24 protein-coding genes are annotated in these 20,218 nt (G+C 30.8%); 11 read left to right on the top strand and 13 right to left on the bottom strand.

The window, feature by feature from the left end; translation table 11 throughout:
* Positions 1 to 207, top strand: a 207-nt coding sequence (locus tag RH98_RS10835) for a transposase (RefSeq protein WP_010254533.1), incomplete at its 5' end; no start/stop codon positions are given.
* A gap of 19 nt (positions 208 to 226) precedes the next feature.
* Here RH98_RS10835 and RH98_RS10830 read toward each other — a convergent pair.
* The 9 genes from RH98_RS10830 to RH98_RS10790 all read right to left on the bottom strand — a co-directional run bounded on the left by RH98_RS10830 (position 227) and on the right by RH98_RS10790 (position 6,843).
* Positions 227 to 805: an alpha/beta hydrolase gene (locus RH98_RS10830; RefSeq protein ID WP_237717533.1), complete on the bottom strand. Its 579-nt coding sequence runs from the start codon at positions 803 to 805 to the stop codon at positions 227 to 229.
* Between the two features lie 28 nt (positions 806 to 833).
* Entirely contained in the window at positions 834 to 1,040 is a 207-nt protein-coding gene (locus RH98_RS10825) for a hypothetical protein (RefSeq protein ID WP_010254531.1), read from the bottom strand.
* 235 nt (positions 1,041 to 1,275) lie between these two features.
* Positions 1,276 to 1,704 (bottom strand): DUF2147 domain-containing protein, encoded by a 429-nt coding sequence (locus RH98_RS10820; RefSeq protein WP_010254527.1) that lies wholly within the window; start codon positions 1,702 to 1,704, stop codon positions 1,276 to 1,278.
* A gap of 39 nt (positions 1,705 to 1,743) precedes the next feature.
* Positions 1,744 to 2,643, bottom strand: coding sequence for a YihY/virulence factor BrkB family protein (locus RH98_RS10815; RefSeq protein ID WP_010254525.1), 900 nt, complete (start codon positions 2,641 to 2,643; stop codon positions 1,744 to 1,746).
* Between the two features lie 32 nt (positions 2,644 to 2,675).
* On the bottom strand, positions 2,676 to 2,915 hold the full coding sequence (locus RH98_RS10810) for a hypothetical protein (RefSeq protein ID WP_010254522.1): 240 nt from the start codon (positions 2,913 to 2,915) through the stop codon (positions 2,676 to 2,678).
* A 2-nt stretch (positions 2,916 to 2,917) separates the two neighbouring features.
* A complete protein-coding gene (locus tag RH98_RS10805) occupies positions 2,918 to 3,922 on the bottom strand; it encodes an SPFH domain-containing protein (RefSeq protein ID WP_010254521.1) in 1,005 nt (334 codons plus the stop codon).
* Position 3,923: 1 nt separating this feature from the next.
* Positions 3,924 to 5,306: a hypothetical protein gene (locus RH98_RS10800; protein WP_010254520.1), complete on the bottom strand. Its 1,383-nt coding sequence runs from the start codon at positions 5,304 to 5,306 to the stop codon at positions 3,924 to 3,926.
* Positions 5,307 to 5,315: 9 nt separating this feature from the next.
* On the bottom strand, positions 5,316 to 6,176 hold the full coding sequence (gene nadC / locus RH98_RS10795) for a carboxylating nicotinate-nucleotide diphosphorylase (protein WP_010254517.1): 861 nt from the start codon (positions 6,174 to 6,176) through the stop codon (positions 5,316 to 5,318).
* Between the two features lie 91 nt (positions 6,177 to 6,267).
* Positions 6,268 to 6,843: a DJ-1/PfpI family protein gene (locus RH98_RS10790; protein ID WP_010254515.1), complete on the bottom strand. Its 576-nt coding sequence runs from the start codon at positions 6,841 to 6,843 to the stop codon at positions 6,268 to 6,270.
* A gap of 148 nt (positions 6,844 to 6,991) precedes the next feature.
* On the opposite strand from RH98_RS10790, the gene RH98_RS10785 reads away from it, so the two are divergent.
* The 4 genes from RH98_RS10785 to RH98_RS10770 all read left to right on the top strand — a co-directional run bounded on the left by RH98_RS10785 (position 6,992) and on the right by RH98_RS10770 (position 10,126).
* Positions 6,992 to 7,486 carry a hypothetical protein gene (locus tag RH98_RS10785; protein ID WP_010254513.1) on the top strand — a complete coding sequence of 165 codons (495 nt, stop codon included), beginning with the start codon at positions 6,992 to 6,994 and terminating at the stop codon, positions 7,484 to 7,486.
* Positions 7,487 to 7,603: 117 nt separating this feature from the next.
* Entirely contained in the window at positions 7,604 to 8,113 is a 510-nt protein-coding gene (locus tag RH98_RS10780; protein WP_010254512.1) for a plastocyanin/azurin family copper-binding protein, read from the top strand.
* A 181-nt stretch (positions 8,114 to 8,294) separates the two neighbouring features.
* The gene (locus tag RH98_RS10775; protein WP_010254511.1) at positions 8,295 to 8,993 is read left to right on the top strand and encodes a YceI family protein; all 699 of its coding nucleotides are present in this window, start codon (positions 8,295 to 8,297) and stop codon (positions 8,991 to 8,993) included.
* 149 nt (positions 8,994 to 9,142) lie between these two features.
* Positions 9,143 to 10,126, top strand: coding sequence for a YpdA family putative bacillithiol disulfide reductase (locus RH98_RS10770; RefSeq protein ID WP_010254510.1), 984 nt, complete (start codon positions 9,143 to 9,145; stop codon positions 10,124 to 10,126).
* Here RH98_RS10770 and RH98_RS10765 read toward each other — a convergent pair.
* Positions 10,123 to 10,539: a Fur family transcriptional regulator gene (locus RH98_RS10765; RefSeq protein WP_010254509.1), complete on the bottom strand. Its 417-nt coding sequence runs from the start codon at positions 10,537 to 10,539 to the stop codon at positions 10,123 to 10,125. The two genes, RH98_RS10770 and RH98_RS10765, sit on opposite strands and share 4 nt — an antisense overlap.
* A 197-nt stretch (positions 10,540 to 10,736) precedes the next feature.
* Between RH98_RS10765 and RH98_RS10760 the strand changes: the two genes are divergently transcribed.
* The 5 genes from RH98_RS10760 to RH98_RS10740 all read left to right on the top strand — a co-directional run bounded on the left by RH98_RS10760 (position 10,737) and on the right by RH98_RS10740 (position 15,408).
* Complete coding sequence (locus RH98_RS10760; protein ID WP_010254508.1) at positions 10,737 to 11,942, top strand: aromatic amino acid transport family protein; 1,206 nt, start codon at positions 10,737 to 10,739, stop codon at positions 11,940 to 11,942.
* A 42-nt stretch (positions 11,943 to 11,984) separates the two neighbouring features.
* Complete coding sequence (locus RH98_RS10755) at positions 11,985 to 13,184, top strand: aromatic amino acid transport family protein (protein WP_010254506.1); 1,200 nt, start codon at positions 11,985 to 11,987, stop codon at positions 13,182 to 13,184.
* A 181-nt stretch (positions 13,185 to 13,365) separates the two neighbouring features.
* Positions 13,366 to 13,998, top strand: coding sequence for a hypothetical protein (locus RH98_RS10750; protein WP_010254501.1), 633 nt, complete (start codon positions 13,366 to 13,368; stop codon positions 13,996 to 13,998).
* Positions 13,999 to 14,001: 3 nt separating this feature from the next.
* The gene (locus RH98_RS10745; protein WP_010254498.1) at positions 14,002 to 14,631 is read left to right on the top strand and encodes a hypothetical protein; all 630 of its coding nucleotides are present in this window, start codon (positions 14,002 to 14,004) and stop codon (positions 14,629 to 14,631) included.
* A 117-nt stretch (positions 14,632 to 14,748) separates the two neighbouring features.
* On the top strand, positions 14,749 to 15,408 hold the full coding sequence (locus RH98_RS10740; protein ID WP_010254494.1) for an NAD(P)-dependent oxidoreductase: 660 nt from the start codon (positions 14,749 to 14,751) through the stop codon (positions 15,406 to 15,408).
* 65 nt (positions 15,409 to 15,473) lie between these two features.
* On the opposite strand, the gene RH98_RS10735 is transcribed toward RH98_RS10740, so the two are convergent.
* The 3 genes from RH98_RS10735 to RH98_RS10725 all read right to left on the bottom strand — a co-directional run bounded on the left by RH98_RS10735 (position 15,474) and on the right by RH98_RS10725 (position 19,572).
* Positions 15,474 to 16,193 (bottom strand): tRNA threonylcarbamoyladenosine dehydratase, encoded by a 720-nt coding sequence (locus tag RH98_RS10735; RefSeq protein ID WP_010254493.1) that lies wholly within the window; start codon positions 16,191 to 16,193, stop codon positions 15,474 to 15,476.
* 18 nt (positions 16,194 to 16,211) lie between these two features.
* Positions 16,212 to 16,865 (bottom strand): TatD family hydrolase, encoded by a 654-nt coding sequence (locus tag RH98_RS10730; RefSeq protein ID WP_010254492.1) that lies wholly within the window; start codon positions 16,863 to 16,865, stop codon positions 16,212 to 16,214.
* 73 nt (positions 16,866 to 16,938) lie between these two features.
* Entirely contained in the window at positions 16,939 to 19,572 is a 2,634-nt protein-coding gene (locus RH98_RS10725) for a valine--tRNA ligase (RefSeq protein ID WP_010254490.1), read from the bottom strand.
* 240 nt (positions 19,573 to 19,812) lie between these two features.
* Between RH98_RS10725 and RH98_RS10720 the strand changes: the two genes are divergently transcribed.
* Positions 19,813 to 20,202, top strand: a complete 390-nt coding sequence (locus RH98_RS10720; protein WP_010254488.1) for a DUF1573 domain-containing protein — start codon at positions 19,813 to 19,815, stop codon at positions 20,200 to 20,202.
* Positions 20,203 to 20,218 lie beyond the last annotated feature (16 nt).

The following is a 20,218-nucleotide window of genomic DNA, read 5'->3' as shown; positions in this document are numbered from 1 at the left end:
TCAGAACAAACAACAAAAGAAACTCTTAAATGGGTACATATAGCTATCAGTAATGCCAAAAGAAATCTACTAGGAAATTACCATAAAATTAAACGAAAATATCTTCAAGCGTACTTAGATGAATTCGTTTATAAACTTAATAGAAGGTACTTTGGTGATAAGCTCTTTGATAGGCTTATTATTGCCAATATTACTGCTTATGACTAAAAACGGAGATACATTTTAATTAATTTCTATTTAAGCGTTTTAAAGCAATAAAAAATTCTTTTTCCCAAGATTTTCTAGAATGACCTCCTTTGAACACATTTAAGTAAAAATGATAGTTTTTATCATTTAATTCTTTTTCTATAATTTTTATATTCTCTATAAGAGGAAAAGGTTCTTTATCTCCATAAGATATATAAACATTAGATTTAGTTTCATGCAAGTCATTAATCAAACTTCTATCTGCTCCAGAAATAGAAAATAAAAAAAAGTAATCAAATATATTATCTGAGTCACACATTAGATTAAAACCAAATCCAGCCCCATTTGAACAACCATAAAACACTTTATTTCCAATCTCCAGATTATACTTTTTATGTATATAATTAATTACTTCTTTAGTGAAAAAAAAATAATGTTTTTCATACAACTGTGACAGATTAGGTTCAGTAGATAGATTCTTTACATATTCAAAATTTCTAAAATTTAATCCAGTATCCTCAACCTCTTTTTCATTAGAATTAACTCCAACTATTATTGTAGGTTCAATTTCCCCATTACGAATTAGCCTATCTAATTCAAGCTTATATGTTTCATCTATAATTTGTCCATCTGTAGCATATACAATATTATATTTTTTTATTTACATCAAAATTATTAGGAAAGTAAAGAGTTAATATTCTCTCTTCATTCAAATATTCGCTAAAAAAAGAATCTTCAAATAGTTTAGAAGAATTTTCTATCTTACTTTTACAACCTATTGTAAACACAATAAACAACATCATCGCTATTTTAAAGTATAAATTATAACCAATTATTCTATTTTTTTTATTCATAATATTTGTTTTAACTATTTTACGATATTATACTATTTATAATGTATTTCCGTTTAGTATCATGCTAATTATGTAATATAAAAAAGTAGTTTCTGACAAATCATAAGTAACTAATATATAGTCTTGATAAAAAGTAGTTCATACTATTTAGGTGGATAAATATTAACTTAGTTCTCTTTATTACATCAAACGGACATACATTTATTAAAAAAACGATAATCTTAATTCTATATTTCTATTTTGCTTTTTCCCATGTTTGGGTTCTTCCTAATAGCGAAATACCAACGTATCCGCGTACATCTAACTTATCTTTGCCATTTAGCTTAATAGTACATTTATACTGTTTACCTGATTCTGGATCAGTTATCTTACCACCAGTATATTCGTCTCCTTTTTTCTGAAGTCCTTTGATAATCACCAAGCCTTCGATAGGTGCCCCTTTTTCATCTCCTGTGCAATTATCGCAAGTAGGATTAGCTTTACTTGGATTTAATAATTTAAGTACTTTTCCATAGTATTTATCTCCTTCTTTATAAATTTCAACAATAGATTTTTCTTTTCCTGTATTATCATCTATTGTCTTCCATTTTCCAACTACATCTTGTGCTTGTACAGCTAACACAGTTCCTAAAAAAAGACACAATGTCAATAATAGATTCTTCATATTTTATTTGGTTTGGTTATGCATATCTACCAAATATAATTATTTTTTTGACTTAAGCTTACTTATCGACAGATTTAATTCAAAACCTAGCAATAATATCATACAGTTAATCCACAGATAAAACATTACTACTAATAAAGTACCTATAGAACCATACAATTCATTATATCTTGCAAAACGCAATACATAAACGCCAAATAAATAAGAGGTAAGAATATAAAGAATTGTAGTAAACACAGACCCTATAGAGATAAAGGACATATTTTTCGTCTCTTTGGCTCCAAATTTATATAGTATAGAAGTAGTTAATAAAACCACTACTAACAAGTAAACATTTCGAGACCAAAGAATTAAAGTAGTGTTCAACTCAAATTTATACATCAAAATCTCCAACACCACATAAACAGCTACAGAAAAGATCAATAAGAAAGCTAGAACAACTGATAATGCAAGTGCTACAAGATATTGTCTCACAATATTTCTCGAAATAGAGATGTGATAGGAAGACTCAAACCCTCCTATTATTGCAAAAACCCCATTTGTCATTAAAAATATAGATAATAGAAAACCAGAAGATAAAAGCGACCGATAACTATTATGCATAATATCAGACAATATTGATTCTACAGCCTCATAAGTAGTGGGAGGAACAGAGTTCTCAATAAACTGCATAAAATCCACCTGAAAATTGTCTATTGGGATATAGGGAATCAAGTTTAAAATAAATAGAGCAAAAGGAAACAATGCCATAAAAAAGCTAAAAGCAATCGATCCCGCTCGGTAGGAAAAAGCTCCCTTAACTATTCCTAAAAAGTACAACTCTATTAAGTCGTATAAGGAATAGCCCTCGAGAAACGAAAAACGAATCTTCTTAACAAAAGCTACAATCTTGTTAAGAATAGGTATCCGTGCTAACTTTTCTTCAATTTCTCTAGACATTTTTAGTTTACTTTAGTAACAAAGTTACATTATTATTTTTTGGGGTGTGCTATTTTACCTTTGCTCTCATCATATCCTTTGTGAGGGTTTTTAAAAAAGTAAGCAATAATAATGACTATTATTATGGCAACTACAAATAATACTCCAAAAGTCTTATAAGTCCTATCTAAATAACTTACATCAAAAAGTGATATATCCCAAAAACCTAAAACAATATAGGTGGTAAACGATAATAACAACAATGTAAGGCAGACTCCAATAACGTATTTCATAACTATAGTTTTTCTAACAACTCTTTCTTCTTTTGATCAAAATCTGCTTGTGTTATTATTCCTTCTTGAAGTAACAAATTCAACTTTTTTAATTTATTAACGACATCTTCTTGTTCGCCCTCATTTAATAAACGATCGGTTTCATTAATAAATTTTCTTCCTAAATCTAATCCTACCCCCATCTGTACCCCCGTTCCTGAAATTCCTCCTTCATTTTTAGCAGCATCGCGCAAAGCTTTTAATTTCTCTAACTCCACATAACTAATTCCTGCTACCTCAGCAGCTTTCACATCTGAACTCAAATTAGATACTTTATCAATTCTTCTTTTAGTTTGTTCATCAACTATAGTACCTAATACCTTAAAATCAGTAAGTTCTAATCCAAATTTTTCAAACTCGTGATTCAACTTATGTCGTATTGCAGAAGAGATAACTTCTAATTTACTATCAATCTCCTGATATGGAAAAGAGTGTGCCGATAAATAAGATGAAATTGCTTCGGGAATACGTCCTGCAATAATCTGTTTCATTTGTTCGACAGTAAATAGATTTTCGCTACCAATAAACTCTTGATATAATAAATTAATATCAATTATCTTGTATGAAAAAGTACCATTTACTCCCATTTCGATGGGCATTTGATAGACCGCGTCCACATATTTAATAGGAGAAGCAGTCCCCCATGATTGATTAACAACTTGGGCTTGACGAAAAAAGAAAACTTTTAATTTATGTTCACTTTCAAAATTTTGACGAATCTTTAGCAACGTTGTTATAAAAGGATGATTGTCTGTCTTAAGACTAAAAACACCACCATCTAGCAATACGTCTTCTATTCTACCTTCATAAACGAGTACACATCCTTGCCCTGGAGCTACTAATAATTTCGATGCGTTCTTAATCTCATTATTAGCTGATGGATATTGATACCACAAAATATCTTTATCTTGACTATCCCACTCAATTACGGTAGATAACTGTTTCTTAAATAAATTGAATAATCCCATATTATTTTTCTTTTTCTTCTTCTACTTTTAAATGTGAATCATCTAACTGGCATAAATAGTTGCCCTTCTCATCCATGACAACATATTTTTGATAACCGACTTCTATCAAATATCTTCCTTCTAATTCTTTTACAATTTTTAATCGCTCCCAATCCGTCTTCTTGCTCCACAATATTTTACCATTATTGATATTTAATTTCTGTAGCGTGAAGGTTTCTGATTCCATTATAGATTGTTTAATTCCGATAATTACACCTTCGCTATCACTGCCTATAACCATTCCTTTTACATATTTGCGATCCTTAGTAAAATCTTCTTCTTTAATAATCCTTGCAATCTTTCGACTATAAGGCATGATAAGTACCTTTTGATAAGGATCTCTGCTTGTAAAAATTCCAGATCTTCCATAATTCTTCCTCCATGAGAAGAAGAAAGAACCTTGTGGATATCCTTTCTGATACCAGTATTCATATTTAATGAGCTGAATGTCCTCATCTGGAAATTCATGGCTTTTTTCAGAAAAAAGAAATCCTACACGCTTCTCAGGATGTGGCAACTTTAATTGATAGACGTTGCTATATTCCTTATTAGAATACACCTTGTCTAAATCTAGATAATAGTAATACCTCTTTCCTACATGTGTAGTAACTTCTAATGCCTTATCAAAATCTTTATATTCTAGATTAGCTACACCATCCGCAAACTCAACATGCTTTGTAAAAAAATCATCCTTTACTAATTCAAAACGCTGAAGACCTATATTAAATTTTAATAAGTAATAATTATTAACAATTAAATATAGATTATTATCTGCATCATAGAAAAAATTAGTCGATACGGAAGAACTGGCATCTGCACCTTTATTACTTAGGTTTAACTCTATTTGATGTCTTTTAATTTCCTTCCCACTATTACCATCTACTATCATCATAAAGAGTCTATTCTGATTGCTTTTTGCGAAGATATCATTGGCAACTCCAACCTGAACAATAAATGTATTAATAGAATCTTTACTTACTAAACCAGTTTCAATACTGCCTAAATTAATCATTCGCGCAGGTGGTTCAGGTGCTTTTACAACAGTAGGTATAGCTGTATCAGGTAGTGAATCATCTGCTGAAAAAAGAACAGTCACTACTCTCATCAATGCAAAAATTATAAAAAAACTGAATAAACCAATAGCCATTGCTTTGCCTAGTTTATTCAGTTCTACTTTATTATTTTTAGGATAGCTATGATTATAGTTGTGATTAATATTAATATCATCACTGTCAAGAAAGAAATAAGTATTGCAGCTTAGACAACGATAGTTATCTTCTTTTACTTCTTTAATTTGGTTACTACCACACTGTGGACATATTATCTTCTTTATGTTTTTTGCCATATAAACTAATTACACTACTGCCTTAAGACTTAAATCAAGATTACTCACTGAGTGTGTTAATGCCCCTGAAGACACATAATCGACACCACACAAAGCATATTCACGAACTGTAGTCTGATCAATATTTCCTGACGACTCCGTTTGACATTTATCACCTATTATTTTAACTGCTTCCTTAGTCATTTCATAGTCAAAATTGTCTAGCAAAATTCGATAAACATTCTCACAAGCTAATATTTGCTGTACCTCATCAATACTGCGTGCTTCTACAATTATCTTTAGATCTTTATTATTATCTTTTAAATATTGGTTTGTTTGGGCAATAGCTTGTTTAATACCTCCTGCAAAATCAATGTGATTATCTTTCAGCATAATCATATCATATAAGGCAAAACGATGATTCTCACCACCAGCTATTTTAACGGCCCATTTCTCAATAGCTCTAATACCAGGTGTCGTCTTACGCGTATCTAAGATCTTAGTCTTAGTACCTTCTAGTAAGTCAACAAACAGTTTTGTTTTGGTAGCAATAGCACTCATTCGCTGCATAGCATTTAACATTAAACGCTCCGCTTTTAATATAGATTGTGATGATCCTGAAATATATAGTACAATATCTCCTACTTTTACAGGAGTCCCATCTTGAATACAAACCTCTACTTCTAAAGAAGAATCTACATAATCTAGCACCATTTTTGCAAATTCAACACCTGCGATAATTCCGTCTTCTTTTACTAGTAATTCTGCTTTTCCCTTTGCAGCAGCGGGAATACACGCTAAAGAACTATGATCACCATCCCCCACATCTTCACGAATAGCATTCTTAATAATAATATCTAGTTCTTCTTTAAATTGTTCTTTTGAAATCATATATAAAAAAAATTTGCGATGCTAAAATAAGAAATGTTTCAGGAAAACCTTCTTACTTAGCATCGCAATAAGTCATTTTATCATTTTTTAACTACTCAATTTTCAATCCTAATAACTTATAAAATTCACTCAAAATATCAGGATGTCCAGGCCAAGCAGGCGAGGTAACTAGATTTCCATCCACTACAGCTTTATGAGCGTCTACTTCTTTATAAATTCCGCCAGCAACTGTCACATCAGGACCTACTGCAGGATAAGCCGTCAAAGTTCTTCCTTTTAAAACATTTGCAGGTGTCAAGACTTGAATACCATGGCAAATTGCTGCTACTGGTAAATTGTGTTCAAAAAAGTATTGTACTATTTCAATTACCTTTTTATTTAATCGAATATATTCAGAAGATCTTCCTCCACATATATAAAGTCCTGCATAATCACCAGCTCTTACTTCATCAAAAGTTTTATTGATTATAAAATTATGTCCTCTAGATTCTGCATAAGTTTGAAATCCTACAAAATCATGAATAGCTGTAGCAATAATCTCTCCCTTCTTTTTACCAGGACAGACAACATCTACATTAATTCCTACAGAAAGCAGCGCTTGGAAAGGTACCATAACTTCATAATCCTCTACAAAGTCACCTGCTAACATTAAAACTGTTTTTGCCATAATTACATTTTTTAGATTACTTCTATAAATATCATTATTTTAATTCAAACACAGTAATAACTCCACGTTAAATTTAAGAATGAATCCGTTTTAATATTATATTATTTCACTATCTTTACTAGAGAATACTAATCAATTCACACTACCAATGAAAAAAATAATTTTCGCACTTTCTGTAAGTATAATAACATTAATTAGTTGTAATCAAAAAGTAGACCCTCCCAAAAAAATTGATGTTCAGGATTTATATTCGATTGAAATGCCAGTAAATCTAGCTCCAATTCCCGATTTATATCCAAATGCAGATTTACAATATGGAAATACATTCTTGCAAACTTACATAGTCACGACTAAATCTTCTTTAGAAGTGGACTTTGCTACTTTTGTAAAAGATGGATTAGCCAACTATCAAGATCGCGAAAATTATAAAGTATTAAAAGAAGACAATGTTACCATCAATAACTTAGATGGAAAACTGTACGAATTAGAAATGACACAAGACGGTACTTATATGTTTATGATACAAGCTTTTTTAAAAGGGAAAAAAGCCAATTATGAGGTTATCGCTTGGACAACAGGGCAAAATAAAGACGTAGAAGGCAAAAACCTGATAAATATCATATCTTCGATTAAAGAATATTAAGTTTTTAACATATTTTAAACAAATATACTTTAATTAAATAAAAAATATAGGTACCTTTATACATCAAATTATTATAGTAGAATTAAGTGTTTAATAAATAAATTTAATAAAATAATTATGAGAAAACTAAATACTGTTTTAGCATTAGCAATCACAAGTGTAATGCTATTCTCTTGTGGTGGTGATAAGAAAAAAGATAACGCTGCTTCTCCAGAAACTAAAACTGAAACTCCAGCAAAAGAAGAAACTAAAGGAGTGAAAGTTACTATTACAGGAGATGACGCAATGAAGTTTAATAAATCAGAGATTAAAGTTCCTGTAGGTCAAAAAGTAACTCTTACATTAAAACACACAGGAAAAATGGACAAAGCGATCATGGGTCATAACTGGGCTTTACTTAAACCTGGTACAGATTTAGTTGCTTTTGCTACTGCATCTGCTCAGTCACCTGAAACAGATTATATCGCTACAGATCTTAAAGATCAAGTTATTGTACATACAAAAACTTTAGGTGGTGGTGAATCAGATACTATTGAATTTACAATTACTGAACCAGGTACATACGATTACTTATGTACTTTCCCTGCACACTTTGCTATGATGCAAGGTAAATTAATTGCAGAATAGTAATTAGACAATATATTATTTTGGTCAAAAAGCTGTGTATTACACAGCTTTTTTTTGTGATATATAATAAAAAACACATAAAATAGCTTTAAATCACATAAATAAGTAGTCATTTTTTTCTGACTAATTGTTTATTCGTAATTACTATTGTACATTTGGGCTAACAAATTAGCATATCAAAATGAAAAAAATTGTATTATCGTTAGCTGTAATAGCAACGCTTTCTTTAGCATCTTGTGGAAACAAAAATGCTGACAAAGCTACAACAACAACAGAACAAGAAGTAGCTCAAGAAAAAGGAGATAAATACGCTGTTAACTTAACAGATAGTAAAATCTCTTGGAAAGTAGGACACAAAGGAGGAGTAAATCCAAGATTTGGAACATTAGCAATCCAATCAGGTGACATCGCTGTTGATGCTACTGGTTTAAATGCTGGTTCTTACATCATCGATATGAACTCTATCACTGTTGATCCAGCTTCTGTTGATCCAGGAAAAGAAAAAAACTTAGAAGGTCACTTGAAAAATGCTGATTTCTTTGACGTTGAAAAATATCCTACTGCTGAATTTAAAATTACTTCAGTAAGAGATTTTGATGCTACTAAAGATGAGAGTAAAGTAGAAGGAGCAAATAAAGTAGTAAGTGGAAACTTAACTTTATTAGACAAAACTGTTAACATCACTTTCCCTGCAGTAGTAACTACTGAAAATGACAAAGTAGTTATGCATGCTTCTTTTATTGCTGATCGTTCTGATTGGGGATTAAAATTCGGTACAACTGATAAAGACAGTGGTGCTGCATTAAATCCAGCTGAATGGGGAATTAGTAAAGATATGGAAATTGGTATCCATTTAGTTGCTGATAAAGTAACTGAATAATCTGATTTTATACATAAGATTTCGAAAAGCTACTCTCAAAAAGAGTAGCTTTTTTTAATTATTCTCTTTCTTTAAGGCAATCTCTTATTAAATATTTTTTACCTTTGTGTAATAACTAATTAAAGCTCAAATTTCAGAGTAAAAATAATATGGAACATTTTGATATAGTGATAGTAGGTGGTGGACCAATCGGTATCGCTTGCGGACTAGAAGCAAAAAAACAAGGGTTATCTTACCTAATTGTTGAAAAAGGCTGTATAGTTAATTCACTGTATTATTATCCTGTTAATATGCAATTCTTTTCTTCTTCTGAATTGCTTGAATTAGATAACATACCTTTTATTTGTGTTGAGAAAAAACCTCGTAGAAGTGAAGCGTTAGAATACTACCGAAGAGTAGCTACCTCTAATGAAATCAATATTCATTTATATGAAAAAGTTCTTGATGCTCAAAAAAATAGTGATGGTATATTTGAAGTTAAGACTTCAAAAACTACCTATGCTGCCAATAATGTTATTATTGCTACAGGTTTTTATGATATTCCAAATTTATTAAATGTACCAGGAGAATATTTACCAAAGGTTTCGCATTACTATACTGATCCCCATTATTATGGTGGTATGAATGTTGTTGTCGTAGGAGCTAGTAATTCTTCAGTAGATGCAGCATTAGAATGCTATAGAAAGGGAGCAAATGTGACAATGGTCGTTAGAGATAGTGAAATAAGTAGTCACGTTAAATATTGGGTAAAACCAGATATTGAAAATAGAATTGCAGAAGGTAGTATAAAAGTACTTTTCAACAGTTCTATTACTTCAATTGACGAAACCAGCGTATATGTTAATACTCCTGAAGGAGAGAAAGTAATTCCTAATGATTTTGTATTAGCATTAACTGGCTATAGACCAAATTTTGACTTTCTTGCACAATTAGGTATCAGTATCTCTGATAATGAAAATCTAACACCTACTTATGATCCAGTTACTATGGAAACAAATATCCCTAATTTATTTTTAGCAGGTGTTGTTTGTGGCGGGTTAAATACTCATACTTGGTTTATCGAAAATTCAAGAGTACACGCACATAATATTATTCATTTAATCTCTACAAAATATCGATATCGTCGATATTAGGATTTACATTCCTTACAAATCCCTTTTGCAACAACTTCAATATTATCTAACTGAAAACCAGTAGGTATTTCAATTTTAGGTATTGTCACTTGAGTTAAACAGACTATTCTTTTACACTGTTTACATTCAAAATGCAAATGAGTATCATGATGATGTTCTTCATTACAATCTGAAGAGCATAAAGCATATTGAGTTACATTATTAGACGTAATACTATGAATAAGCCCCTTGCTTTCAAAGGTTTTTAATGTTCTATAAATAGTTACTCGATCTGATTGTTCAAAGCTTGCCTCTATATCTGCTAAAGATACAGTCTCTTGCTGTTTCTTTAGAAACTTTAGTACAAGAATACGCATCGCTGTTGGATTAATCTTTTTTGCTTTAAGCTCTTTCTCAAGAATATCTATATTCATAACATCGTAGAATGGTTTAAACAAATATAGCGAATGTTTACAAGAAGCTTTTTATACCCAATCGACGATATTCTAACAAAGTTGTTGCCATTTTCCCACATAAATCTATCAATAAAATAATTACTAATAAATTATATTGTGAAAAATAGAAATAATTTATTTAAATTCTCACAATATTATTAAACACAAAAATAGAAGTGAAAAGTAAACTAATTGGAAGTATCCTAATTATTGCAGGTACAGCAATAGGTGGAGGAATGTTAGCAATGCCGATAATCTCATCAGGAGTAGGCTTTCCTGGAATAACTTTTGTTATGATACTAATTTGGATGGCTATGTGCTATACAGCAATGCTGCTAGTAGAGACCTATCGCGATCACAGCCATGAAGATGGGCTTAGTACCATGACCTATCGCTATTTAGGAAAAGCTGGTTCTATCATCACAGGATTAAGTATGTTGACATTAATGTACGCTTTAGTCAGTGCCTATATAGCTGGTGGAAGTGATATCTTGCGTATCAATTTAGACAATTGGTTAAGTACTAAACTTTCTCCTCAAGTTACAGCTATTATTTTCACTATTATTTTTGGGGGGATAGTTGGCTTAGGTGCAAGAGTTGTCGATATAGCAACAAGATGGATATTCATAGTTAAACTTGTATTCTTACTCATTATCATTCTTATCATGTTAGGCTTCATAAAAATGGAAAACTTAATGCAGTTACCTATGGAAAAGAAACTATTCTTCTCTTCTATTCCTGTAATATTCACTTCTTTTGGTTTTCATATTGTAGTGCCTAGTATGGTACATTATTTAAATGGTAATATTAAGGATTTAAAAAAAGCATTTTTTTATGGAAGTCTATTGCCTTTAGTCGTTTATATCGTCTGGCAAATGTCAATACTAGGTAGTATTGATCCTGCAATATTTTATGCGATTATAAATGAAAGCAGAGGACTGGAAGGAATGATTAAAGCCGTAAGTAGTATTTCTAATTCTGCATGGATGCAAGTTCCTATTAACATATTTACTGCTTCTGCAATATTAACGTCGTTTTTAGGTGTTGCTTTAGCATTATTTGACTATATCAAAGATTTAGGTAAGAAAAAAACAGTTTTTAAGCGTCCTTTTATAATATATCTCATTACTTTTATCCCTCCTTTACTTTTTGCATTATATTATCCTAAAGGATTTGTAATAGCATTAAGTTACGCTGCTATTTCAGTTGTGATAACCTCTTTGTTTATCCCTGTCTTAATGTATATTAAAGTTAAAAAGAAAAGACAAGAAAAAATCCCTTTCTTTCAAAAGATTATTTTTATACTAATAGCTGCATTTGGAATTAGCATATTAATCATACAAGTATTAATGACAATGGGAAAACTCCCAATCGTAGAATAATGAAAATAAAAACAATTACATTAAAATCAATTTAAAAAAGAAATGCAAAGAATTATCGGAAGTATCTTTATTGTTGCAGGGACAACAATTGGAGCAGGAATGTTAGCAATGCCAATTATATCAGCAAAAGTAGGGTTTAGTTTTATGGCCTTTATTTTGTTCTGTATTTGGTTTGCTATGTTTTATACTTCAATACTTCTTGTAAATGTATATAAATACAATTCGCCTAATGATGGGCTTAATACGCTAACAGTAAAATATCTTGGAAACTCAGGAGCTATAATTACAGCATTAAGCATGCTTTCATTAATGTATGCTTTAGTAAGTGCCTACATGACAGGAGGTGGAGAAATATTACGAACTAATTTAGAACTTTGGTTAGATAGAGAGGTTTCTCCTCAGTTATCAGCTATTTTGTTTTCAATTCTTTTTGGAGGTATTATATCTTTTGGTACTCGATTAGTTGATATAAGCACAAAAATAGTATTTAGCATCAAACTATTTTTTCTATGTATCGTATTTGGATTGCTACTTCCACATATTGAAGCAAGTAATCTAAAAAATATGCCAACCTCAGCTATTCCTGTTTTGGCTACTATTCCTGTTATTTTTACTTCATTTGGTTTTTATGTTGTAATACCAAGTTTGGTAAAATATCTTAATGGTAATATCAAGCAGTTAAAGTGGGTGTTTTTTGTAGGAAGTGCCTTACCTCTTGTACTCTATCTATTTTGGGAACTAACTATTTTAGGTAATATTGAAAGCTCCAAATTTAGTATTATCCTACAAAACAATTCGGGGCTGGAAGGTTTAATCAAAGCTATTAGAGAAATACAAGATTCTAAGATAATAAAAGTTTCTTTTGTGATATTTGCTGCTACAGCTGTATTAACCTCTTTTTGGGGTGTCGCACTTGCTTTGAATGATTATATTCGAGATATTGGAAAAAACAGACCTATGGTTAATAATAAAATTTCAGCTTTATTATTGACATTTATACCTCCTCTCCTATTTGCTTTATATTATCCAGATGGTTTTATAATAGCATTAGGATACGCTTCTATTTCATTAGTCGTATTAGCATTGATAATGCCGATGCTAATGCTAAAAAAAGCGCAGAAAGAAGCTGGTGTAAAACAATCATTATTTCAAAAGATTGCTTTTATTTTCTTATGGGCACTTTCGTTATTAATTATAATATTACAAGTATTAACAGGACTAAAAATACTTCCTACTCACTAATACCTATAATATATAAAAAGTAAGCGACTTAATCTAGATTAAGTCGCTTTTCTATTTATAAAGAATATAAACAATCAATTTTTTAATTGAAATACCTCACATTTTTTTTAACCAAACAAAAAGTTAAAAATTCAAAATAAATTTACAATAATATTATTTTTGTTAAAAAATAACACCTATCATGAAATTACACTTAAAATATTTAATTATTTCAACAATGCTATTTAGCTCTAACATTATCTTTTCTCAAAATATTGGTATAAATACTAGTGAACCTACAGAAACATTAGATATCAATGGAACAGTTAGAATTAGAGCAATAGACATTAAAAACTCTAATGAATCTTATGATATTTTAGTAAAAGATAATAATGGTGTAATAAAAAAAGTAAGTAAAAAAGATTTAGAAATAAAAAAAGAAACAATTACAATAAAATTAGAAGTAGGAGAAACTGCAACCATAACTAACACTCTACAATACAATGTAGCTAATATTATAGTAACTGCAGGAAATTCTTGTGGGAGAACAATGATTGCTAACTTTCAAACAAATTTATCTGCATTAGTATACATAAATGCTATAGCGCGCGACAAAATAGGAGAAATTGAAATTATTCCTATTCCTAGTAGTGCATCTGGAGACACCTCTGTAGGTTATAAAGTCAAATTTCCAGGAGTAACAGCCTGCGCAGATGGTGGAAATTCTACAGCTTTTAATTTTACTTTTGAAAAAAAAGGAAAATATACTTACAACATAACAAATAATGGAAATATTGCTAAAAGTTACACTATAATTTTACAAAAAATATCTTAACCTATGAATATAAAGTATTTATTATTTATTCTTATAATTAATATTGCCTCGTGTCTATCTCAAAATAGTATGGGAATAAATACAGAATTTCCTACTGCTACTTTAGATGTTAATGGCCATACTCGTATTAGAAATACCGAAAGCTTAAACATAAATAAAGATTTTGATATTATTGTTACAGACTCTGATGGTTATATTCATTCAGTAGAAAAAGATATTTATACGCAGGATCTAGAAAGCATTGTAATAAAAGATCTAAAGCCATTAAGTAGTACTACATTTACCAACGAAGCAAAATTTCAATCCATAAATCTAATTATAACTGCAAAAAACCCTTGCGATAGAGTAATGTTTTGTTCATTTTCTACAAATTTAGGAGCTTTTACATTTCTAAACGGAATTGCGAGAGATGTTCAAGCAGTTTCTTCCATTAAATCTATACCAGGAAGTCAAAATGCATACTCTGTTACATGGGATATAGTTTTCCCTAATGTAACAACATGTAGTACTGGTACTGGTAGTAAATCAGATTACTTTGATTTTTCCATAAAACAAATTAATGCAACAACTTTTGAAATTACAAACTTAGGCTCACATAGTAAAACATTTAATATTTACATGGAAAAAATATAACCTTAATAAATTACAATTGTGACTTAATCTAGATTAAGATTTTTCTAGATTAAGCCGCTTTTTTATTTATAAGCACCACTTCCTCAATACCTTTGTATATATAAAATTGAAAATATCATGGAAAACATAGTTTTAATTGGTGCTACAGGATATGTAGGAAGTGCTATACTAAATGAATTACTAAGCAGAAATATTGCTGTAACTGCAATTGCGAGAAATATAGATAAAATTGCTACAAACAATACACTTGTTACTAAAAAAGCAGCTGACATTAATAACATAGATGAACTTACTAGTATTATTAAGGGTGCAGATGTAGTAATTAGTGCTTTTAATGCTGGATGGACCAATCCAGATTTATACAATGCTTATACAAAAGGAGCTAATGCTATTCATCAAGCAGTAGAAAAAGCTAACGTAAAACGATTAATAGTAATTGGAGGAGCCGGAACATTATTCATAAAACCAGGTCTTCAACTTGTAGATACTCCAGATTTTCCAGAATTCATAAAACCAGGAGCAACAGCCGTAAGAGATTACTTTAAAAATGTGCTATCAAAAGAATCAAAATTTGAATGGACATATTTTAGTCCTGCAATAGAAATGAGTCCGGAACATCCAGGGAAAAGAACAGGTCATTATAGACTAGGAACTAATACCCCTGTATTTGATAGCGAAAACAGAAGTAGAGTGTCGGTCGAGGATGTTGCTGTAGCTATAGTAGACGAAATAGAAAACAAGCAACAAATAAATAAGCAATTCACTATCGGTTATTAAAACCTTACTAATTTCTTTATACAAAAATAGGAGCTAATTTTAAGCTCCTATTTTTATTTATAATTCTACTTGTTCTTAAGAAGATAGCGTACAACATGTTCTGCTGCGTGAAGACCAAATAAAGCAGGCATCCAACTATTAGTTCCAAAAAATGATTTTTTAAAGTTTTTACCATCAGTCATCTTCAAACTACTTTCATCAGGTTTTTCTAGTGAAAAAACAGCTTTAACACCAGATGATATTCCTTCTTTTTTAAGGCGTTTTCTTATTTGTTTTGCTAAAGGACAAACTTCTGTCTTGCTAATATCTTTAATAACTACTTTATTAGCCATTAATTTTCCACCAGCTCCCATATTACTTATCACTTTAACTTTCTTTCTTTTAGCTGCTAAAATTAAGTTTACCTTAGGTGTAATGCTATCTATACAATCAAGTATATAATCAAAATCCTCAGTGATTATTTCGTGTGCACGTTCTGGCGAAATAAACTCTTCTATACGTATTAAATTAAGTTCAGGATTAATATCTATTAAACGATCTCCTACTACCTGTACTTTCGGCATCCCGACTGTTGAATGTAGTGCTGGTAATTGTCTATTAATATTAGTAATATCCACCGTATCACCATCCACTATTGTCATATTACCTACTCCTGCTCTTGCTAAAAACTCTGCCGCAAATGATCCTACACCACCTAGGCCTACTACCATAACTTTTGCATTCTTTAATTTTTGTAAGCCTTCCTCTTTAAAAAGTAGCTCTGCTCTTTCTTGCCAAACTGCCATCTATAAATTAAGTTTTAATCAGCTAATGCTATTATAATTATTTGTAAATACACTCGAAAAATTCTTTTCTATTTGTTGTTCTATATCTGGTCGTAAAGTAAGTGCTTTCTGATAAACCTCATCAATAGTAATATCTAAACTATTATCTGTTTCAAGAAATATTCTATCACTTGGAATCGATATAAAAACCTCACTCAACTTTGAGTACGTTATTAATGCTTTTCCAAAAGAGAGATAAAAACCGTTTTTCAGTAAACTTTCTGCTACTTGCATATTCTTATTAAAGCCATGTACTATCAATGGTATACTTAATTTCAACTCTTTCTTAATGGCTATAATTTCTTGATATGCAGAAACGACGTGCAAAATTACTGCTTTTTTATATTTTTCTGCAAGTAGTAATTGCTCCGTAAATACTTTTATTTGAATATCTAATGGTGTTTGCGTTTTCTTATCAAGTCCACACTCACCAATTGCTAAACAATTATTAAGCTTTAAATGCTTCTCCATAAATGACAATTCTTCCTCTATTCGCTTTTCATTAATATACCACGGATGTATTCCTACTGAAAAATAAGGAAGAGTATTATTAGCTTCTAATGGATATTGATTAATAATAGCTATATCATTTACTTTCTTATCAATATGATGAGTGTGAATATCTATTTTCATAGTTGCGAAGATAAAAAAAGAGTTGCTTTCGCAACTCTTTCTTATTTAAATATCAATCAATATTTACTATTTTTTATTTTAATCCAGCTAAGCTATGTTCAATTGTAGCAATTTTAGCTAAAGCATCTGCTTCTTTTTTTCTTTCGTTTTCAATAACCTTTTCAGGAGCACCACTAACGAATTTTTCATTTGATAATTTACCTTGTACAGATTTTAAGAAACCTTTTAAATATTTCAATTCTTCTTCAAGCTTAGCAACTTCTTCCTCAATATTTACACTACCGGTAATTGGAATAAAATATTCATTTGATTTTACGCGATAAGATAACGCACCACTAACCTGCTCAGTAACATATTCAATTGAAGAGACATTCCCTAACTTGGAAATGATGCTATCAAAATAAGTAGAAGTATTCTCATTATTGATAACTTTCAATTCAATAGCTTCTTTAAAAGAAATATTTTTATCTTTTCTTATTGTACGGATACCTGCAATTACTTCAGTTGCAAAATCAAACTCTTTAATTAAATCTTCATTAAAAGGTATAATCTCTGGCCATGATGATACTACAAGAGCATCTTCTGCTGTACGCTCATTTATATGTTGCCAAATTTCCTCAGATAAGAAAGGCATAAATGGATGTAGCAATTTTAAGTTAGCCTCAAGTAATGCAATTGTTTTTTCAAAAGTTACCTTATCTATTGGTTGTTGATATCCAGGTTTAATCATTTCAAGGAACCAAGAACAGAAATCATCCCACACTAATTTATAGATAGCCATTAAAGCGTCAGATATTCTATATTTATCAAAGTGATCCTCAATCTCTACTAACGTTTTTTGCAACTTAGCTTCAAACCATTCTAAAGACACTTTTGCTGATTCAGGCTGCTCCAATGTATCTGAAACTTCCCATCCTTTAATCAATCTAAAAGCATTCCATATTTTATTAGTAAACGCCTTACCTTGAGCACATAATTCTTCGTCAAACATAATGTCATTACCTGCTGCAGCAGATAATAATAATCCTACACGAACACCATCTGCACCAAACTTGTTTATTAATCCTAAAGCATCTGGTGAATTTCCTAATGATTTAGACATCTTGCGTCGTAACTTATCTCTTACAATCCCAGTAAAATATACATTTGTGAATGGTTTCTTACCAGTGTATTCATACCCTGCCATAATCATACGCGCAACCCAAAAGAAGATAATATCTGGACCAGTTACTAAATCATTAGTAGGATAGTAATAATTAAACTCTTTATTATCAGGATTGCTTACTCCATTAAATACAGACATTGGCCATAACCATGAAGAAAACCAAGTATCCAAAGCATCATCATCTTGTTTCAATTGATCAAGTGTTAGATTCGGATTTTCTGATTTTTCTTTTGCTAGCTCAAGCGCTTTTTCTTTTGTTTCAGCAACTACAAAATCTTCTTTACCATCGCCATAGTAAAATGCTGGAATTTGATGTCCCCACCATAATTGACGTGATATATTCCAATCTCTAATGTTCTCTAACCAGCTTTTGTAAGTATTATTATAACGGCTAGGATATAATTTCACCTCTTCTGATTCCATTACAGCAGCAAGAGCAGGCTTAGCCAATTCTTCCATTTTTAAAAACCACTGGTCCGAAAGTCTAGGCTCAATAACAGCTTTTGTGCGTTCAGAGGTTCCAACATTATTTACATAGTCTTCTACTTTATCTAATGCACCTAAAGCAGCTAACTCAGCTTCTATTTCTTTACGAACTACAAAGCGATCTTTGCCTTTATAATGTAATCCATAATCGTTAAGAGTTGCATCAGCATTAAAAATATCAATAATTTCTAAATTATGTCTATCTCCTAAATCTTTATCATTAACATCGTGCGCAGGTGTAACTTTAAGACAACCTGTTCCAAATTCCATATCTACATATTCATCAAAAATAATTGGAATTACTCGATTACAAATTGGAACAATTGCTTTCTTACCTTGTAAATGTGTATAGCGCTCATCATTAGGGTTAATACAAATAGCTGTATCACCTAAAATTGTTTCAGGACGAGTAGTAGCAATAACTAAATAGTCATCAGATCCTTCAATCTGATATTTTAAATGATAAAGTTTCCCGTTGCGTTCTTCATATATCACTTCTTCATCAGATAAAGTAGTTTTAGCTTCTGGATCCCAATTTACCATACGGTAACCTCTGTATATTAATCCTTTATTATACAAATCAACAAAAGATTTAATAACCTGCTCAGACATCTCTGGATCCATTGTAAATTTAGTACGATCCCAATCACAAGAACATCCTAATTTTTTAAGTTGATCCAAAATCACTCCACCATATTCTTCTGTCCAGTCCCAAGCGTGTACTAAAAACTCTTCACGAGTTAAATCGTTTTTATTGATTCCCTGCTCTTTCAATTTAGCGACGACTTTAGCTTCAGTTGCGATAGATGCGTGGTCAGTTCCAGGTACCCAACATGCGTTAAGTCCTTTTAAACGTGCACGACGAATCAATACATCTTGGATTGTATTGTTTAACATATGCCCCATGTGTAACACCCCAGTAACGTTAGGTGGAGGAATTACAATTGTGTAAGGCTCTCTATGGTCAGGGGTAGAATGAAAATATCTATTTTCCATCCAGTACTGATACCACTTTTGCTCTACTTGCTTTGCGTCAAATTGTGCAGGAATTGTCATTATATTTATTTTTTTACTTGTTTTTAACATTTAAATCTTCCTGATAAAAGGAATACACCATAAGAATATTAATATTACTTATAAAAGTGTTTGTTCTTTTTTTATTATCTTTGTAATATGCAAAAATAGATATTACCCTTTTAATTATAAAATATTTGCTGTGAATAATAAAAATAATTCAAAACAAATATTGGGTAATTATCGAAAGTTGATAAATTTACGAAACAAAAAAGAAGTAAAATGAAAAAATTATTAGCATTATTAGTATTCGTTCTTACAAGTGCAATCTCATTTGCACAAAACGGACCTAAAATTCAATTTTCAGCTGAAAACAACACTATCGACTATGGTACTGTAGTAAAAGGGGAAGATGATGGTCTAAGGACTTTTGAATTCACTAATACTGGTGACGAACCTTTAATCATTACTGATGTTCGTTCTTCTTGTGGTTGTACTGTGCCATCAAAACCTACAGAGCCTATTTTACCTGGACAAAAAGGTAAAATTGATGTAAGATATAATATGGCTCCAGGACGTATTAGTCGTACAATCACTGTTGAAACAAACGCTGTTAATTATACAAACGGTGTTGTGCCTTTAAGAATTAAAGGAGAAGTTGTAAGTAAATAGTAAAAACTAGAAACAA

This window comes from Myroides injenensis M09-0166, assembly GCF_000246945.1.
Classification (GTDB): domain Bacteria; phylum Bacteroidota; class Bacteroidia; order Flavobacteriales; family Flavobacteriaceae; genus Flavobacterium; species Flavobacterium injenense.
The sequence above is the reverse complement of the archived record's forward strand: the minus strand, read 5'-3'. Positions and strand labels throughout refer to the sequence as shown.

Bases quoted from the DNA above. Each gene is read 5' to 3' on its own strand.
- RH98_RS10805 (WP_010254521.1), bottom strand. From the start codon at position 3,922: ATGGGATTATTCAATTTATTTAAGAAACAGTTATCTACCGTAATTGAG.
- RH98_RS10815 (WP_010254525.1), bottom strand. From the start codon at position 2,643: ATGTCTAGAGAAATTGAAGAAAAGTTAGCACGGATACCTATTCTTAAC.
- RH98_RS10735 (WP_010254493.1), bottom strand. From the start codon at position 16,193: ATGGCAGTTTGGCAAGAAAGAGCAGAGCTACTTTTTAAAGAGGAAGGC.
- RH98_RS10820 (WP_010254527.1), bottom strand. From the start codon at position 1,704: ATGAAGAATCTATTATTGACATTGTGTCTTTTTTTAGGAACTGTGTTA.
- RH98_RS10800 (WP_010254520.1), bottom strand. From the start codon at position 5,306: ATGGCAAAAAACATAAAGAAGATAATATGTCCACAGTGTGGTAGTAAC.
- RH98_RS10745 (WP_010254498.1), top strand. From the start codon at position 14,002: ATGAATATAAAGTATTTATTATTTATTCTTATAATTAATATTGCCTCG.
- RH98_RS10720 (WP_010254488.1), top strand. From the start codon at position 19,813: ATGAAAAAATTATTAGCATTATTAGTATTCGTTCTTACAAGTGCAATC.
- nadC (WP_010254517.1), bottom strand. From the start codon at position 6,176: ATGATTTCAAAAGAACAATTTAAAGAAGAACTAGATATTATTATTAAG.
- RH98_RS10725 (WP_010254490.1), bottom strand. From the start codon at position 19,572: ATGACAATTCCTGCACAATTTGACGCAAAGCAAGTAGAGCAAAAGTGG.
- RH98_RS10730 (WP_010254492.1), bottom strand. From the start codon at position 16,865: ATGAAAATAGATATTCACACTCATCATATTGATAAGAAAGTAAATGAT.
- RH98_RS10755 (WP_010254506.1), top strand. From the start codon at position 11,985: ATGCAAAGAATTATCGGAAGTATCTTTATTGTTGCAGGGACAACAATT.
- RH98_RS10765 (WP_010254509.1), bottom strand. From the start codon at position 10,539: ATGAATATAGATATTCTTGAGAAAGAGCTTAAAGCAAAAAAGATTAAT.
- RH98_RS10750 (WP_010254501.1), top strand. From the start codon at position 13,366: ATGAAATTACACTTAAAATATTTAATTATTTCAACAATGCTATTTAGC.
- RH98_RS10790 (WP_010254515.1), bottom strand. From the start codon at position 6,843: ATGGCAAAAACAGTTTTAATGTTAGCAGGTGACTTTGTAGAGGATTAT.
- RH98_RS10740 (WP_010254494.1), top strand. From the start codon at position 14,749: ATGGAAAACATAGTTTTAATTGGTGCTACAGGATATGTAGGAAGTGCT.
- RH98_RS10780 (WP_010254512.1), top strand. From the start codon at position 7,604: ATGAGAAAACTAAATACTGTTTTAGCATTAGCAATCACAAGTGTAATG.
- RH98_RS10825 (WP_010254531.1), bottom strand. From the start codon at position 1,040: ATGAATAAAAAAAATAGAATAATTGGTTATAATTTATACTTTAAAATA.
- RH98_RS10810 (WP_010254522.1), bottom strand. From the start codon at position 2,915: ATGAAATACGTTATTGGAGTCTGCCTTACATTGTTGTTATTATCGTTT.
- RH98_RS10785 (WP_010254513.1), top strand. From the start codon at position 6,992: ATGAAAAAAATAATTTTCGCACTTTCTGTAAGTATAATAACATTAATT.
- RH98_RS10770 (WP_010254510.1), top strand. From the start codon at position 9,143: ATGGAACATTTTGATATAGTGATAGTAGGTGGTGGACCAATCGGTATC.
- RH98_RS10775 (WP_010254511.1), top strand. From the start codon at position 8,295: ATGAAAAAAATTGTATTATCGTTAGCTGTAATAGCAACGCTTTCTTTA.